This window comes from Paenibacillus sp. JNUCC 34 (assembly GCF_058269055.1).
In genome coordinates this window covers 5,852,960-5,868,456 of record NZ_CM177770.1, presented here as the reverse complement: position 1 = coordinate 5,868,456, position 15,497 = coordinate 5,852,960, and the positions used below count along the sequence as shown (strand labels likewise).

Here is a 15,497-nt window from a genome sequence, read left to right as displayed (position 1 = left end):
ATGTTCCGGAAGGAATACGGGGGAGTGTAACACTGGTGGGAGAATGCTAGTGGAATAGGTGGTCTTATATGAGTGGCACTCCCTTTGGGAAGTGTTATTTTTTGTATTGGGATAGTGTGGGTTTATCGATATAATGTAGTGGGATGTTGGAGGTTCGCCAATATCTTGAAAATGAGGGGGATTTGCGAAGTTCGTGAATATAGCAGAATCTGAAAGGATTCTTGAAGTTCGTAAATATGTAGTTAGATGCAATATGTGCATAAATGATTTAAGGAGGGGGATCTAATGGAGATATTTATCAGTTATAGTCATGAAGATAAAGAGATTGCCAGTATAATTTCATCCATTCTAAAAAACGAGGGACACACTGTCTGGTTTGATGACTGGAAGATAAAACTAGGTGACAATATTTTAAATAAAATCAATGAAAGTATAAAAAGAGCAAACGCTATTATAGTAATTATTAGTCAAAATTCACTGAAATCAAAATGGGTTGTGAAGGAATTTTCCTCCATGGCATTTGGTGAAATTTCAAAGGGTAGTAGTAGAATTATTCCAGTTCTTATTGATAAAAGTAGTGTTCCTAGTTATCTTTCAGACTACAAGTATTTAGATCTTTCATATAATTTTGATGACGGAATAAAGGAATTAATTGAAGCATTAGCAACTGATAATAAAGAGCAATTTATTTTATCTCAAAGAAAGAACAAGTTTAGGTTAAGACCATACGATAACGATATCAAATTATTGGGGAAATCTTTGCAAGACGGAAGATTAACACTAGTATGTGGAGCAGGTATCTCAATTAGTGCTGGTGTTCCTCCATGGGATAAATTATTAACTACTCTTCTAGAATCAATGATGAAAAAAATCTCGAATAATGGGAATATATCAATAGATTTTAGAAGTGCAGAACAATATAATCATAAATACTCAAATTTAATTATTGGAAAATTTCTAAAAAATAATTTAGGAAGGGATTTTCAAAAAGAAGTAAGGAATGCACTTTACTCTTCTCGGATTACAGAAACTGAGACTATTAACGCAATAGTAAATTTAGCTCGACCGCAAAGAGATAAAAAGCCGTTAGATTCAATAATTACCTTTAATTTTGATTCTTTAATAGAAGAACAATTAGAAAAACACAATATTAAGTTTAAGGTTATTTATTCAGAAGGTATTAAACATCATTCAGATGAAATACCTATCTATCACGTCCATGGATACCTACCGAAATCAGGTAAAATACCGTCGGAATCAAGTATAGTTTTTAGTGAAGATGCATATCATAGCCAATTCATTGAACCATTTAGTTGGTCTAATCTAATTCAACTTAATAAGTTAAGTCAAAACACTTGTTTATTTATTGGACTAAGTTTGACAGACCCCAATTTAAGAAGATTACTCGATGTCGCTAATAGAAAAAATCCTGATAAGAAATTAAATCATTATATTATTAAGAAGCTTCCTGACAATTCTCATGATAATACCGTGGATGACTTAGCATTTTTACTAGAAGAGCAAGATGCAAATGAGCTAGGTCTAAATGTAATTTGGATCAATTCTTTTGATGAAATACCAAACATCTTAAATCAACTATTTGCATTGTAATATCGGCAGAAAAGCAATGGTAGAATATCAAGAAGGCACTTACTGCATATAACATTGCATTTATGCTGCTGCGCTAACGCCCCTTGGTTGTCAGATGTATTATTATGAAAGGTGACTCAGACAACACATGACTTGCCTAAGATAAGAGCTACCTAAGACCGGGTCACGTCATGAATGCGTGAACGTTAGCCGGAATTCATGCAAAACTATGGAGGTAATTAAAAATGCCGAGTATTTTTTTAAGTCATACTAAGCATAGATAAACCATTTGTTGAGAAATTAGCAAGGGATTTAAAGAGACTTGGTGTAAATGTATGGTTTGATAAGTGGGAAATAAAAATAGGTGATTCAATAACTTGGAAAATTGAAGATGGAATAAGGGAGAATGAATTTCTTGGTTTAGTGCTATCGCCTGAAGCTTTAAATTCAGAGTGGGTAAAGAGTGAACTTGGAGCAGCGTGGGTTAAGCAAATGCAACAAAAAAAGGTTTTTGTGTTACCAATATATTATAGAGAATGTCAGATACCCTATTTCTTGGCGGACCGTAAATTTGCTGATTTCAGGAATGATTACGACAGTGGGTTTAGTGAGTTAGCTGCTATATTTGGTATAGATGAAACAGAAGCAATAACTCAAGATAATTGGAGGAAATTCACCAAAAACAGAAAAGTGAATTGGAGACAATATAAGATAAGAGAGTTTGAAAAATTAGTAACAACACTAGTTGATAGAGCAGTGCTTTATAATTGGAGTGTTTGGGTGGGGGGAACTTCAAATGAATACTCCATCACTCTTTATGCTTACAAGAAACCAGAGAGTAAGTCAATTTCAATTAAGCTTGTCGGAGGGAGTAATGCCTATATGGCGACATTTAAGGGTGAATCGAACCCAAATAATTTGAAAGTTAGTGATTTTGATATCTATGTTGGAAACTCTATAGACTCTTGCGACGAATTTGTTTGGAGAGTAATGGAGGATTTTAATAATAATTTCGGTATTCTAACGGGAAAGGCTCACTATTTTACTGAGCGATTTTCCAGAGGTGATGAAATCTATGAGGCAACAAAAGATATGTTGAAGAGATTTAATTGGTATAAGGGAAATAATATTCTTAAGTAATTCGAAGAAGGCATGAACATCGGCTAACACTGTATATACGCTGCGAGCTTCGCCCTTGGTTCGCGAGAAGTATAAGCATAGGCTTATTCAGCGAACAACCCTGCAAGGCTAAGTCCGTCGGACCCAGTCACTGTCGCTCTACCTTAAACATTTCGGGTTCGTAGATACCTAAACGCTTTAAGAAATTGGCGGAGGGCTCAAATGATTATTTTTGAACAAGACATTAAAGTAATCTCTGAAATACTAATTGATTTAGAGAGAGATTTCCAAGAAATTAAAGGATTAATACTGACAGAGGATGATTTGAAATGCCAATTATATAGTCGACTGTTGAGAAATCCAAATTTCTCAGTACCTAGAGTAACTGCAGAAAGCAACATACTAGCAAATTCAGTTCATACTGAGGTATCTTGGTTTGATGATAGAGGTAAGTTAACAATTAAGCCTGATATAACAATATTGGAGCCCTCTTCATTAAGTATTTTTCGAGCACTTGAAGGTTTACCTCTCCCTAGTAAGCAGTTTAACTTTGGTGGGAAAGCGATTGTTTTTGAATTGAAGTTTATTAGGGATCCAAATGGAATAACAGAAACCATATTTCAAAAAGAAATATTAAAAGATTATAAAAAAATACGAAGACTCTTTAGGAGACTAGATAATCAAGGACAGGGGCATGAGATATATTGTTTTTTTGTTGTTTTTAATAAAACGAATCGTTATTGTAAACAGTTTGAAGAGTACTTTCTAAATGAAAATAATAATCCGAGATATAAAATGTACTATGGGAGTGGAAAAATAGATTTAACTAATATTGCTCAAAATCAAATAAATGAGAGAACTAGGCATATAAAAAATAATAAGAGATTCCCATATCCACTACCTAGACCTAGAAAGAAATTTGATAGTTAATCTTTAGAAGTCGCCAATCCTTATAACAGAATTTTCACGCATCGGGCCTTACGTCCCTCGGTGCCAAGAAGGGTTTCGGAGGAGCAGAAGCAGCCAGATACATCCGACTTCATCGGACGTCGTGAATACAGGAACGTTATGTGAAATCGAGGCAAAATTAAAAAGGAGTGAGATTATGACGCTATATTATGGTTGTCCGGTATTCATAACAGCTGGAAAATTAAAGGGACGAATCGGGTATTTTGATGACAATGACTTAGATGGAAATGACCAACCGATCGGGTTTGTTAGTCTCGGCAACCCTCTTTATTCAAGCGAATATGAGGTGCCAATAATATACCTAAGAAAGATTACTACCGAAGATTTATATAAACGTCAGGGAGAAATTCAAAATGCATTGCTGAAAATAAATTACTCAAAACGGAAAGCCAATCATGAGAAAACAAAGGCGGATTTATTAACAGAATTTATTTACATAGAAACCCTATTTTCTGACAAATATTTTAAAGCGAGATTCTTGAATAATGGTAGTGGTAGAACTCTTTTTATTTCTCATTCTTCGAAGGATAAGCCATTTGCTAGATTATTAGCAACTGACTTGGCTGAAGCAGGTCATAGTCCATGGTTAGATGAGTGGCACATAAAAATTGGTGAATCAATTCCAGAAAGTATTTCTCGTGCTCTGCAAGAAAGTGATTATATACTTGTCTTACTCTCGAATAATTCAATCGAATCCCAATGGGTTCAACAAGAATGGTACACAAAATATTGGGATGAAATCGCCGAAAGGAAGGTTAAAATACTTCCGATATTAATTGAGGAATGCAACATACCTGAATTGCTGAAGACAAAAAAATATGCCGATTTCAGAGAAGAATATGATAGAGGGCTTAGAGAGTTATTCCTTGCTTTAGGCTAATTTTATGGAAATAAATTCCGTAAGCGACAGAATATCATTCCGAGAATAATTCGTGAGCCGATAGCCTTGGAAAAACACATAAAGTTTCAAGGATTGGCGTATAACTCACCCCCTAAAAAGAATCAAAAAATCCGCGTAAATTGCGTTTGTTTTGATTCTTTATTGTTGGGAGATGAATGGCGTTATCCTTTAAATTCCTGAACCCATGCATTGTTATAATAAGCAATGCCGATATGGGTATAACTATTATTCAGTATATTTGCTTTGTGGCCTGGGCTATTCATCCAATCCTTCATAACCTGGGTAGGGGTGGTTTGCCCTTTTGCGATGTTTTCTCCACCGGAATTGAATGTGATCCCGAATTCCTTCATCATATCGAAGGGGGATCCATGTGTTGGAGAAATATGATCAAAATAATTGTTGTTGTACATGTCCTGTGCCTTGACCATAGCCATATTAGACAATTCTTCACTCATACTCAAAGAACTTAATCCTGCTTTGGACCTCTCTTGATTTACTAGATCCAGAACCTGCTGCCCAAATTGGGATGAATCCCTATTGTCATTAGTAGCATTTCTACCTTCCTGTGCTTGTCCTGTTGAACCTGTAGGCTCCTTTTTTTCAGGATTTCCGGTAGGTGCCTGATTTGCTGGATTTCCAGCCGGTGTTTGAATCAGATCCAGCAAATCCGAAATAGTTCCATTTTGTGCTTCTTTTGTTGTAATAGACGATCTCTCTATCCCAGGCGTAGCTGTTGATGATGCCTGTGTTAGGACAGTGTTTTGCGCAGCAATATGAGCATGAGTTGAAATTCGTGTTTGCTTAGGAGTCACTTGCTTTTGCGTCACATTGTTATGGGCCGAACAGCCTGGCACCAATAATAATACTGCTAATATGAAAAACTTTACCATTAGCCAACCTCCTCGATCCGTTAATTAATGAAGTTACCGGATTAGGATTTCCTGCAAGCCTTTTACTTATTCCTCATTATGGTTTTCTCCTTATCCACATCAGAGACAGGATGTTTTGGCGCGCCCGCACATTTTGATAAGGAAGATGTAGATAAACTCAATTTAATTGATGGTTTTAGCAAATTCGCATCTATTCGATTAAAGGATCATTTGGAATAACGAAGATTAAGTAATTACATTTGACTTAAAATGGGGAGTGTTCACCAAATGAAAGAGAATGCTCAAGAGTGGGCGATATTTGCCGAGAAAATGGTCCGCTTAGCTGGAGAAAAAATCATTGAATTACGAAATGAATCTCGTATCGAGATAACTATGAAAAACGCAGAAGAGCTAGTAACCTCAGCAGACTTAGTCTCTGATCAAATAATTCGTGACGCTATTATTACTACTTACCCTGAACATAGTATTCTTTCGGAAGAAATGATGGATGGTTCCCTGGCTAAAGATAGGTTTAAAGGTCCACTTTGGATCATTGATCCTTTGGACGGTACCGTAAACTACTCTCGTAATCTCCCTCATTTTGCTATCTCTGCTGCGATTGCAGTAGATGGCGTTGTTTGGGCAGGAGCTGTACATGCGCCAGACCTGGGTTTAACCTATGTAGGGGTTCGAGGTGGTGGCGCTTTTTGCAACGGTGAGCAGCTTCAAGTTCAACCTGTGAATATACTATCAGAATCGGTTGTAGGCACTGGCTTCCCTCATGATAAAAGCAAAGTTCATCTAGCGCTTGAAAAAGTCAATCTCTTAGCTACTCATTGCAGAGATATTCGTCGATTGGCCGCACCGGCAATTGATATTTGTTATGTAGCTTCCGGCCGTCTAGACGCACATACAGAAAGCTTAGCTCCATGGGATGTTGCAGCAGCAGGTCTCATCGCTCGTGAAGCAGGGGCAATAACAGGTCATATCGGAGAAGTCTCTGCCGAAATTCCCGCTGAATTGTACGGAGAAGGAGTCGTGATTGCCAGCCCTGGGATTGTTGAAGAACTTCTCTCATTGTTACGTAACGATTTATAAGTAATTTGAAAGACGAAGTGCTGATCAGCTGGTTCCGAAGAACACCTGACCCTCTTTTTATAGAGTGTGACAGGTGTTCTTTTTGTTAAAATGAAATAATTCAATATAAATGGAGTATGATCCGCACTTCGTAGTGATGCAGCAGCATGAAAAAAATGTGAACCCTTTCAGAGGGTCACTTGTTTATATTGCATAACGCTAAGAAAGGAGTGCCTTTCATTGACGGAACGCGAGTTATTCGATTTTTACAACAAGGATGTGTACCGCACGTGCTATTACATGCTTCGGAACGCACAAGATGCCGAAGACCTCTGTCATGACGTATTCGTCACCGTATTTCGTCAGAACTGGAGAAGTGTTGAGCATATACGCGCTTGGATCATGCGCATCACGATGAATCATTGCTTAAACTTACTTAAAAAGAATCAGACCAAACGGGAAAAGCAGAACCAGGTTCAGTGGCTTCATGAGCAGACCACGGCGTCGGTCAAGTCTGTAGACACCATCGTATTAGAGAAGGAGGCAGCAGCCGAATGGGAGAAACTGCTGAATCAGCTCCCGGACAAGCTGATGGCTGTGATTACGCTCCGCTACGTCGGCGAGTTGCCGATGGCGGAAATCGCCAAAACACTGGAAATACCTGTGGGTACAGTGAAATCAAGGCTTCACAAAGCATTGAAGATCATGCGCAAAAAGCTCAAACAAAATCAAAGCTTTTGGTTGAAGGGAGAGAAGCAATTTGGAACGTATTGAAAAGAATCTGAAAGACCAGATGAAGGCTTCGAATACAGTGTCTTATCCTGATTTTGACCGGATGTGGAGCAGTGTCCAGCAGAATGAGCTGAAGGTCGTAGGCATTGAATCGATACCGCTTCGCCCTCGAAAACGAAAACAAACAGCGATTGTCGTTGGAATATCCGTTGCGCTAATGGCTACACCAGTCTATGCAGCATTAACTTATGATTGGTCCAGCCTCCTTTCGTATAGAGCTGGTATTCAGTCTGCCCTAGAACAGGGCCTTGGCCAAACGATTGAGCAATCCGTTACGAACAACGACATCACATTGACCCTGCATACGGCTTTTACCGATGAGAATCGGACCTTTCTGCTCTATAGCCTGGATCCCGGCTCGTCATGGGATGGAAAACAAGTGAGCTTTGATCATATTGGGCTTAAAGATCATCAGGGAAATCTAATTGATGGACATTATTCCCATCAGTGGAATGCGGAGCTTGGTGTATTCCAAGGCTATTTTGAGACGGAGTGGGTCGTGGATGGTAGCAAGGCCGACGTTGAGTTTACGATGGAGAATATTCGTTTCACCGGTGATGGGAAGCAGATCATCAACTTCGACCCTCATAACCCTAAAACGCAAGTCTTCCAGATTCAGAAGGATGGTATAGGCAGTGTGACACTGCAGTCTTTTGATCAGTCCGGGGACAAGATGCTGTTGAAATCGGCCGTTACGTTTACTGATCCTGAGCTCCAACACAGAAGCTGGGTACGGATTCAAGCCATGAATGACAAAAATGAGCCTATTATAGAAGCGGGAACTCCTATTTCTGGAACGCCGGGAGATTCCGGAGAATACTTGAGCCAACAAATATTTAAGTCTGATCAATTACGGGAAAAAGGCACTCAGTTCCAGCTTGGTTATGATCGTACGTTGGGAACAGCCAATGGGACATGGAGCGTAAATATGGCTCTTTCCAAGAAACAATTGGAGAGTGGATCATTTAAGGAAGAATTGAATATCCCTCTGGACCAGGTCCCTGGCGGAACGGAGATCCATGAAATGATTGTCACCCCGACCCAGGTCCGCTTGATTTTGACGCATGAAGAGAAATACACAACGGTTCCGTATATGAAGTATCAGCTGGATGTAGGCGGTACCTTGCTAAACGGAGGTATATGGTATGTACCGGACCAATCCGACAAGACGGAGCTGCGTTTTGAAATGACCGGGCTGGACGCAGCCTCCCTGACCAATAAACCCGTTTCCTTGATCGCGAAACACCGCATCGATGAGCATGCTGGGGACAAGAATCCGATTAGGCTAACCGGCATATCGGGTAAACATCAAAGCCTAACCACCAACATTGCGGGATATCCAATCACATGGACATACTACATGAAGGAGAATAACCTTTATGTGGAGTCCTTGAGCTCCGACCCGGGGTTTGGCGGAGTAAATCAAACCTATTATTTTGACGGCAAGGAGCCGAATTACGGGAAATCAGCTATGATAAGTTTGCTAGGGAATGGAGACAATAGGGAAATGGACGTGTATGAGAAGTTCGACAAGTCAGAGCTTGAGATCTATATTATGAATTATACAACCGAGAAACCGGAAGATGAGCTGCGCGTTCAGCTTAAGAATGGAAAGTAACATGGTGGTGTTAATGCCAAGAAAGTAACCTACTTGATGGCCATGAACTGTGACCGGAGAAAGACGCTTCTCTCAAGAAGTGTCCATCACTCGGGTCATCATTCTCAGACATAAATATAAAAGAAGCCCGGCATAACGCCGAGCTTCTTTTGATTTATACTATTTTTTTCAAATAGTTAACCCATTCCTCATGCAGCTTCGTTTCTGAACAATGGAAAATCTCCTGAAAACCAGCGAGATTTCGAATCAGTTTATTCAGACTATCTATCCCGTATTCTGAAATAATGAACTCGACTATAGTGTACGACAGCTGAAAACCTTTCATCGTTCCAAAATCCCAAGAATCGTTATTCAATTCATGGAACTGTGGCACTTCGCCCTGGCGAACCAGATCTGCGATACTATCTTTGATGAAGCTTGTTGACATCTGCTTAGCCTCAAACCCGCCAATACCTTGGCGTATCCATTTCGGAGCAGCAGGATTAATATCGCTGATGAGCCACATGGCATATAAGTGAACCGTTGATTTTAAAATCGATTCATACGTGTGCTCAGGTCCCGGGTTTAGTGGAGAGACGATTTTTAAGATGTTGTTCTCCATCGTTCCCATGAACCAGTTAGGCGCGTCCTGTTCACCTACTGCTTGATGGAATGTGGGAAGGTCGGGATAGATTTCAATCGTTATTTTGGTGGAGGGCACATGTTTATACTTTGTATTAATTCTCTCTACATTTCCTTGAAGCTCATTAAATAGGTCTTGATGCACCTTGTTCTTGCCTTCACTTTTCTTATCGTTTGATTCATTTTTATTTACAATAGATATCATATTCTGAATTGACATAATGGCAATGTCACCCCATTCTTTTAGTTCAACTTTTAATTTGTTTAATGTCCGATATAGCCGGTTCTTCACGGCGCTTTCACGCATACCCACAATTTCAGAAATTTCCACAATGGTACAGTCGACAAAAAAACGTAATAAAATGATCTGATTGTCCAAAGGACTTAGTTTTTTCAAAGCGGAACTGATGTCAAATTGAATTTCAACATGCTTCGTAAAATCAAGAGAAATCAGCCGTGATTCATAACCCGTAAGATCCGAGGTGCTTTCTAGGGTACGGGATATTCTGCGGTATTCATTTTTCAATGTGTTTTGAGCGATCTTAAAAATCCATGTAAATATATTGGATTCCTGATTAAAGGAATGAATATTTCGCATAACCTTGATAAAAACCTGTTGTGTTAGATCTTCAGCAGCAGCTGGATTCACTTTGAATGAGAAATATTTGTGGATTTTCTCGTAATACTGATGAAATATGATTTCAAAATTTTGTTGGCCGCCCTGCATTTCCGGAATAACAGGGTGTTGTTTGTCATGAGCTCCTGACATGGTTGAACCTCCTCTTGACCTTACACATCATTAGACACCGGGAAAGCAGAAAAAGCCACGAAAGGATCGATACTTTTTTGAAAATGGTTGATAATCTGCAAAATCGACAATGTTCATATGTCACAAGTTCGCTTATACTAGAAGCGGTTGATGAAAGTGTATCCAGACAGGATACATCAATAATATCGGAGGGAAGCCATACCTATGAAAGTTGTTGCAAACCTGACCAAAGAGGATTTTTGGAAGTTCAATAAATACGTTATGTTCAATTTACCAAAGTATAAAATATCCATGATCATCAGTTTGCTGAGCATCCCGATTTCTTGTATTGTGATTTCGAAGCTGCTTGGTTCCAGCTGGGTCTACGCTATTGTTGCCGGTGTGATCATTGGAGGATTAGCGGATGTGTTATTTCTGTACAGAATCAAGAGCAGAACGATGAAATTAGTGAAGGCCCACGATGGAATTTTAGGCGAACATCTGATTGAGATCAATGGTGCGGGACTGTTTGATTCAACGGCTCGGAGTCAGTCAACATGCTTTTGGGACGGAATTCATGAGTTGAGGCAAGACAAGGAGAATATTTATATTTTCGTAAACAATCTTCAGGCCACGATCGTCCCAAGAAGATCTTTCGCTGATCAGGCAGAGGAAGCGGAGTTTATACAGAATGTGCAGCAGTATGCCAAAAAGCAATTTATTTAATTTTTTAAAATAGAGATGAATGAAAGCTCGGCATGTTGCCGGGCTTTTATTTTTTTGCAAAAACATAATATACCCACCTTTTTGCAATATATATATTGCATTATGACGTGTGTTGAGTATAATGAGTGTATAAGGAAATATTACCCAGTTGTTTTAAGAGGAGGAGTATGACCATGAAATGGTTCGCTAGAAACAGGGTGGAAGACGAACGCATCGTCAATTTGAAGAACAAGATTTACAAAGAGATTTACATACTGATCATGAGCATCTGTACAATATCGATTGTCGTGAAAAGTTTTATGTTAAGCGATTGGAAATCTTCTCTGTTAGAATTGGTCATTGTTGTAGCGGGGGGACTGTATCTTGGCATCCGGAGCGTGTTTCTGGGCATTTATTCAGACGAGATTGAGGTACATGACAGCAGAAGTAAGGTCTCTTTTAACACTCGAAATATACTCTGGGGTATAGGAATCGGCGGCTTTCTGTCATTGTTTTTCGGTATTCGAAGTGCGGTCTTGTATGGAGATGGGACTTGGACAACGGGATTATGGTATTTCTTCCTTGTCACTCTTGTATCGCTGGTAATCAATATTCCGCTCTTTGTAGGGGGTACGTTCATTGTTCATCAACTTGCTAACAAAGCGAGCTTGAAGATATCTGATAAAGACAAATGGGATTCTTAGGGAACGGGTGATATGGCATGAAAAATATCAAATTGAAGATGGCCCGGGTGGAGAGAGACCTTTCCCAGGAAGACTTGGCACATCTTGTTGGCGTCTCAAGGCAAACGATCGGATTAATTGAATTAGGCAAGTACAATCCGTCACTGAGTTTATGTGTTGCTATATGTAAGGCGCTGTCAAGGACGTTAGATGATTTGTTTTGGGAAGAGGATTAATAGCTTGACCAGCATCAATTATTGAAGGGATGAATGACACAAATGTTTAAAAACAAGACAAAACATATGTTAACCGCATTTATACTAACGGCTTCGGTTATTGGAAGTACGGTGTTCACAGGCAACAGCGCATATGCTGTTGCAGAAGCCGTTCAAGGAAAGGTCACGGAAGTCCGTACATCCAATGAAGCTATTGCCGAATGGGAGTCTTGGACCAAGGATCATGCGTATAAGCTGGAGTCCATCCAGCCGGCTGACAGCAAGGGAGGAGCAGGGCAGTTCAAGGACTTGGACATGTTGAAGCCTTTGCTCCATGATAAGCGAATAGTTTTTCTCGGGGAAAGCTCCCATGGTGTGAGCGAATTCAATTTGGTGAAGACACGCCTGATCCAGTTCCTGCATCAGGAGATGGGATACAATGTGCTTGCTTTTGAAAGCGGTCTGGGCAATGCTTCACTAGCTTATGGTAAATCAGGCACCCAGAGCGCTGAACAGACGATGAAGGATTCCATCTTTGGTGTATGGTGGGCGCAAGAGACAATGCCGTTATTCGAATACATAAAAACAACTCAAAAATCTGAACAGCCGCTGGCGCTTACCGGCTTTGATATGCAATTGCAATTTCCCCTTCTGGACGGGGATTGGCTGAAAGACGATAAATTGGCCCAGCGCCTGCAAGAGGCAGAGGAGAAGCTATCCGAATATTCCGCTGGAACGGATCTTAAAGCTTACCAGAAAGAGAAGGCCCAGTTGATCCAAGTATACAAGGATGTTCTGAAAGCTACGGGATCGGAATCGAGCCAAGCCCTTCTGAAAGAGCTGTACCCTACCAATGATAAGCTGCCAGTTCTTCTGGAGAGAAGTCTGAATGATCGGATATCCGTTGCCAAGGAATACGTTGAAATATCCATTAAATCGAATGTTGGTATGTCAGAGGGCGAATACACTTGGTTCCTCAAGTCGATGGAATGGCGAGATAAGGCGATACTGGATAATCTGATGTGGCTTGCCACCGACGTCTATCCGACAGAGAAATTTATCGTATGGGCTCACAATGATCATATCCGTAAAGCGCACAGTGAAGTGATGGGGTCTCCATATCCTGTTAAGTTAATGGGCGAAATGCTTCCTGATGATATGAAAAAATACAGCTACGTGCTTGGATTGTACCCTGCAAGCGGCCAGACTGCTGATAACATGTTTGAACCGCATGACGTTCTCCCACTAGAACCCGGATCGGTCGAATCGATCCTGTCCGCTAGCGGTTCACCTTACACGTTCATTGATTTGCGTTACCGTACCAATGAACGGGGAAATTCGTGGATGTTCGAACCACGTTACACTTACAGCTGGGGCATGATCCCGGAAAGTCTGGTTGCCCGTGACCAATATGACGGTATTCTGCTTATTGATGACGTGAAACCTCCGTTGTATCTCAGATCGTCTTCAAAGTCTGTGGATTAGCTATTATTTTACTGTTATGAACGATATGACAAAGAACCCGCGCTAAGGCTAAGGTGCGGGTTCTTTGTTGTGATCATGTACGGCCCTGTCACCTGCTTACTTGGGCTATTTTTAAACTCTTTTTAAACTGAGACTTCTCTTCTTTTAACCTTCGGGGTCTACAATAAATGTATATCAAAAAGAGAGGGCGGGTGATCAACGTGCTGGATTATTATTTGTTTCCGATATCGTATGCGTTTTTGACCTTTCCCGTAGCTGCTATGCTGTGTACCATTCCAATTCTTGTACTGCAGTACCGGAAGCACGGTTATTTTAATAAATTTCGTGGATTGCTTTTGTATTTGTTTTTGCTCTATATGATGAACGCACTGTATCTTGTTATTCTGCCTTTACCAGCTTCTAGACATAATACGCCTTTAGATGTGGCCTCCTATGTGCAGTGGGTTCCAATGAACTTTATCCATGATATTTTGGCGGAGACACGGGTTGTATGGTCTGATCCATCCACGTATGTACGGTTAATCAAGGAAAGAGCTTTTTTGCAGGTGGTGTTTAATATTGCGCTGGTCGTGCCGTTTGGCATGTTTGTGCGTTATTATCTGCGGAAGAGCTGGTTGACATGTCTGATAGCTTCATTCGGGTTATCGTTGTTTTTTGAAGTGACACAGGTGACTGGGATATACGGCATATATGATTATCCTTACCGGTTGTTTGATGTAGATGATCTGTTTCTGAACACACTCGGCGGCATGATCGGCTTTCTCATAGCTCACTGGGCTTATAAGCATCTGCCGCGGCTGGACCAGGAAGTAGATCTCTCGCAAAAGCGCGTCAGCTATACTCGTCGGGTGATTGCATTCGGGGTGGACTGGATCGTAATGGTTCCTGTCTTGCTTCTGCTGAATGTATTAAATGTTCCTCTGGCATATTTCCTCACAACATCCGTATATTTCATTCTTGTTCCTTACCTGAATGGGGGCCGAACCCTTGGTAAAGCGTTTGTCCGTATTCGCATAACTGGAGCAGGGGAGCACTTGCGATTGCGTGAAATCGCGATCCGTAACGGGCTTTTGTATCTTGTATTCGGTGGCGTACATGTGCTGTTTATGAATTTGTATTTTCCAGGCATTTTAGGGCCTATGTATCTTGTTGGGCTGTTCCTTATGGATGCTTGTGTCTTTGTACATGTGTTCGTGTGCCTGTTTGGACGTAAGCAGCGGTTGCTTCATGAACAGAAAAGCGGAACAGATCATGCCATCACGTGATTAATAACCAATCCCACATATATCTTTCTTGGATATTTCAATATTGTGGACATCTAAATTGTTTTATTTGTTACAATATGGAAGAGTGTGGGTGAGGGGGGACGATAAACTGAAGATCAAGATTATGTATATCTCGGCTGTTGTACTGGGGCTTCTACTGCTGTCCTTTCATCATTTGGGTTATTCGTTTGGAGATGACCTGTTTAGATGGATTGGGATTTCTCCTTGGACAGATGGGAAAAGAACGGGCCTGCACCTACCGGTTATATTTGGTTTTCTACTGTTGATCCTTGGTGTTGGCGGTGTGTCGAGAATTTATCAACCTCGCTATCCCAAAATCATGAGCCGGCTCATTATTGGCTGTATCGCGTTTATTATGATTTTTCCATTCATAACAGAGAAGCTTCTCTTTTTAACCAAATACAATTCAACCGGCGTATCTTCTGTAGCTTTTTCTAAAAAAGACAGTCAGTGTAACTACAGAATGGAAGAAGACAGAACAGTCAAAATAGAGTGTCAGCTTAACCTGTACAATTACGGTAAAGGGCAAATGATCACTATTCGTCCACTGCTTGATGATGAGTTCATGCAGTTTGAAATTGAGCCCCAGGCGATTTCGCTAACCCAGCATACCCAGAGTAATCAGTCGTTTGTTTTTTTCGGAAAAATAATGAACAGAGATGTATCTAGCGCCGGAGGAGGGCGAAACGACATCGGTGTGGAAATCGAAAAAGATGGGGTCAAGAAAAGGTTTGAATAAGGAGAAATGGATAATGGATCTAAACGTTAACAAGTGGTTGATCTTACATCTCTGTTCAAACATCATTCTTTTAATTCTTT

General features: G+C 40.4%; 15 protein-coding genes. 13 read left to right on the top strand and 2 right to left on the bottom strand.

Annotated features, from left to right (window positions below; translation table 11 throughout):
• The first annotated feature begins 285 nt into the window (after positions 1-285).
• From AC2TF5_RS27030 to AC2TF5_RS27015, 4 genes are all read left to right on the top strand, one after another.
• Positions 286-1,611 carry a TIR domain-containing protein gene (locus AC2TF5_RS27030; RefSeq protein WP_491300151.1) on the top strand — a complete coding sequence of 442 codons (1,326 nt, stop codon included), beginning with the start codon at positions 286-288 and terminating at the stop codon, positions 1,609-1,611.
• A 246-nt stretch (positions 1,612-1,857) separates the two neighbouring features.
• Positions 1,858-2,730 carry a toll/interleukin-1 receptor domain-containing protein gene (locus AC2TF5_RS27025; protein ID WP_491303018.1) on the top strand — a complete coding sequence of 291 codons (873 nt, stop codon included), beginning with the start codon at positions 1,858-1,860 and terminating at the stop codon, positions 2,728-2,730.
• A gap of 201 nt (positions 2,731-2,931) precedes the next feature.
• On the top strand, positions 2,932-3,639 hold the full coding sequence (locus tag AC2TF5_RS27020) for a hypothetical protein (RefSeq protein WP_491300150.1): 708 nt from the start codon (positions 2,932-2,934) through the stop codon (positions 3,637-3,639).
• A gap of 175 nt (positions 3,640-3,814) precedes the next feature.
• The gene (locus AC2TF5_RS27015; protein WP_491300149.1) at positions 3,815-4,558 is read left to right on the top strand and encodes a toll/interleukin-1 receptor domain-containing protein; all 744 of its coding nucleotides are present in this window, start codon (positions 3,815-3,817) and stop codon (positions 4,556-4,558) included.
• A gap of 182 nt (positions 4,559-4,740) precedes the next feature.
• Here AC2TF5_RS27015 and AC2TF5_RS27010 read toward each other — a convergent pair whose 3' ends face one another.
• Entirely contained in the window at positions 4,741-5,469 is a 729-nt protein-coding gene (locus AC2TF5_RS27010) for a CAP domain-containing protein (protein ID WP_491300148.1), read from the bottom strand.
• 267 nt (positions 5,470-5,736) lie between these two features.
• Between AC2TF5_RS27010 and AC2TF5_RS27005 the strand changes: the two genes are divergently transcribed.
• The 3 genes from AC2TF5_RS27005 to AC2TF5_RS26995 all read left to right on the top strand — a co-directional run bounded on the left by AC2TF5_RS27005 (position 5,737) and on the right by AC2TF5_RS26995 (position 8,935).
• A complete protein-coding gene (locus AC2TF5_RS27005) occupies positions 5,737-6,546 on the top strand; it encodes an inositol monophosphatase family protein (protein WP_491300147.1) in 810 nt (269 codons plus the stop codon).
• Positions 6,547-6,765: 219 nt separating this feature from the next.
• Complete coding sequence (locus AC2TF5_RS27000; protein ID WP_491300146.1) at positions 6,766-7,299, top strand: RNA polymerase sigma factor; 534 nt, start codon at positions 6,766-6,768, stop codon at positions 7,297-7,299.
• A complete protein-coding gene (locus AC2TF5_RS26995; protein WP_491300145.1) occupies positions 7,286-8,935 on the top strand; it encodes a DUF4179 domain-containing protein in 1,650 nt (549 codons plus the stop codon). Before AC2TF5_RS27000 ends, AC2TF5_RS26995 begins: the two co-directional genes overlap by 14 nt.
• A gap of 154 nt (positions 8,936-9,089) precedes the next feature.
• Here the strand turns inward: AC2TF5_RS26995 and AC2TF5_RS26990 are convergent, their stop codons facing one another.
• Positions 9,090-10,325 (bottom strand): RNA polymerase sigma factor, encoded by a 1,236-nt coding sequence (locus AC2TF5_RS26990; RefSeq protein ID WP_491300144.1) that lies wholly within the window; start codon positions 10,323-10,325, stop codon positions 9,090-9,092.
• 204 nt (positions 10,326-10,529) lie between these two features.
• Here AC2TF5_RS26990 and AC2TF5_RS26985 point away from each other — a divergent pair, with 204 nt between their 5' ends.
• From AC2TF5_RS26985 to AC2TF5_RS26960, 6 genes are all read left to right on the top strand, one after another.
• Entirely contained in the window at positions 10,530-11,030 is a 501-nt protein-coding gene (locus tag AC2TF5_RS26985; protein WP_491300143.1) for a YcxB family protein, read from the top strand.
• A gap of 173 nt (positions 11,031-11,203) precedes the next feature.
• Entirely contained in the window at positions 11,204-11,713 is a 510-nt protein-coding gene (locus tag AC2TF5_RS26980; protein WP_491300142.1) for a DUF6773 family protein, read from the top strand.
• 17 nt (positions 11,714-11,730) lie between these two features.
• A complete protein-coding gene (locus tag AC2TF5_RS26975; RefSeq protein WP_491300141.1) occupies positions 11,731-11,928 on the top strand; it encodes a helix-turn-helix transcriptional regulator in 198 nt (65 codons plus the stop codon).
• A gap of 42 nt (positions 11,929-11,970) precedes the next feature.
• Positions 11,971-13,392 carry an erythromycin esterase family protein gene (locus AC2TF5_RS26970; RefSeq protein ID WP_491300140.1) on the top strand — a complete coding sequence of 474 codons (1,422 nt, stop codon included), beginning with the start codon at positions 11,971-11,973 and terminating at the stop codon, positions 13,390-13,392.
• A gap of 167 nt (positions 13,393-13,559) precedes the next feature.
• Positions 13,560-14,657 carry a VanZ family protein gene (locus AC2TF5_RS26965; protein WP_491300139.1) on the top strand — a complete coding sequence of 366 codons (1,098 nt, stop codon included), beginning with the start codon at positions 13,560-13,562 and terminating at the stop codon, positions 14,655-14,657.
• 91 nt (positions 14,658-14,748) lie between these two features.
• Positions 14,749-15,417, top strand: coding sequence for a hypothetical protein (locus AC2TF5_RS26960; protein WP_491300138.1), 669 nt, complete (start codon positions 14,749-14,751; stop codon positions 15,415-15,417).
• Positions 15,418-15,497: the final 80 nt, after the last annotated feature.

Excerpts from the sequence above, each read along its gene's own strand:
- AC2TF5_RS26980 (WP_491300142.1), top strand. The coding sequence starts at position 11,204 with ATGAAATGGTTCGCTAGAAACAGGGTGGAAGACGAACGCATCGTCAAT.
- AC2TF5_RS27005 (WP_491300147.1), top strand. The coding sequence starts at position 5,737 with ATGAAAGAGAATGCTCAAGAGTGGGCGATATTTGCCGAGAAAATGGTC.
- AC2TF5_RS26985 (WP_491300143.1), top strand. The coding sequence starts at position 10,530 with ATGAAAGTTGTTGCAAACCTGACCAAAGAGGATTTTTGGAAGTTCAAT.
- AC2TF5_RS27010 (WP_491300148.1), bottom strand. The coding sequence starts at position 5,469 with ATGGTAAAGTTTTTCATATTAGCAGTATTATTATTGGTGCCAGGCTGT.
- AC2TF5_RS27020 (WP_491300150.1), top strand. The coding sequence starts at position 2,932 with ATGATTATTTTTGAACAAGACATTAAAGTAATCTCTGAAATACTAATT.
- AC2TF5_RS27015 (WP_491300149.1), top strand. The coding sequence starts at position 3,815 with ATGACGCTATATTATGGTTGTCCGGTATTCATAACAGCTGGAAAATTA.
- AC2TF5_RS26970 (WP_491300140.1), top strand. The coding sequence starts at position 11,971 with ATGTTTAAAAACAAGACAAAACATATGTTAACCGCATTTATACTAACG.
- AC2TF5_RS27030 (WP_491300151.1), top strand. The coding sequence starts at position 286 with ATGGAGATATTTATCAGTTATAGTCATGAAGATAAAGAGATTGCCAGT.
- AC2TF5_RS26965 (WP_491300139.1), top strand. The coding sequence starts at position 13,560 with ATGTATATCAAAAAGAGAGGGCGGGTGATCAACGTGCTGGATTATTAT.
- AC2TF5_RS26975 (WP_491300141.1), top strand. The coding sequence starts at position 11,731 with ATGAAAAATATCAAATTGAAGATGGCCCGGGTGGAGAGAGACCTTTCC.
- AC2TF5_RS26990 (WP_491300144.1), bottom strand. The coding sequence starts at position 10,325 with ATGTCAGGAGCTCATGACAAACAACACCCTGTTATTCCGGAAATGCAG.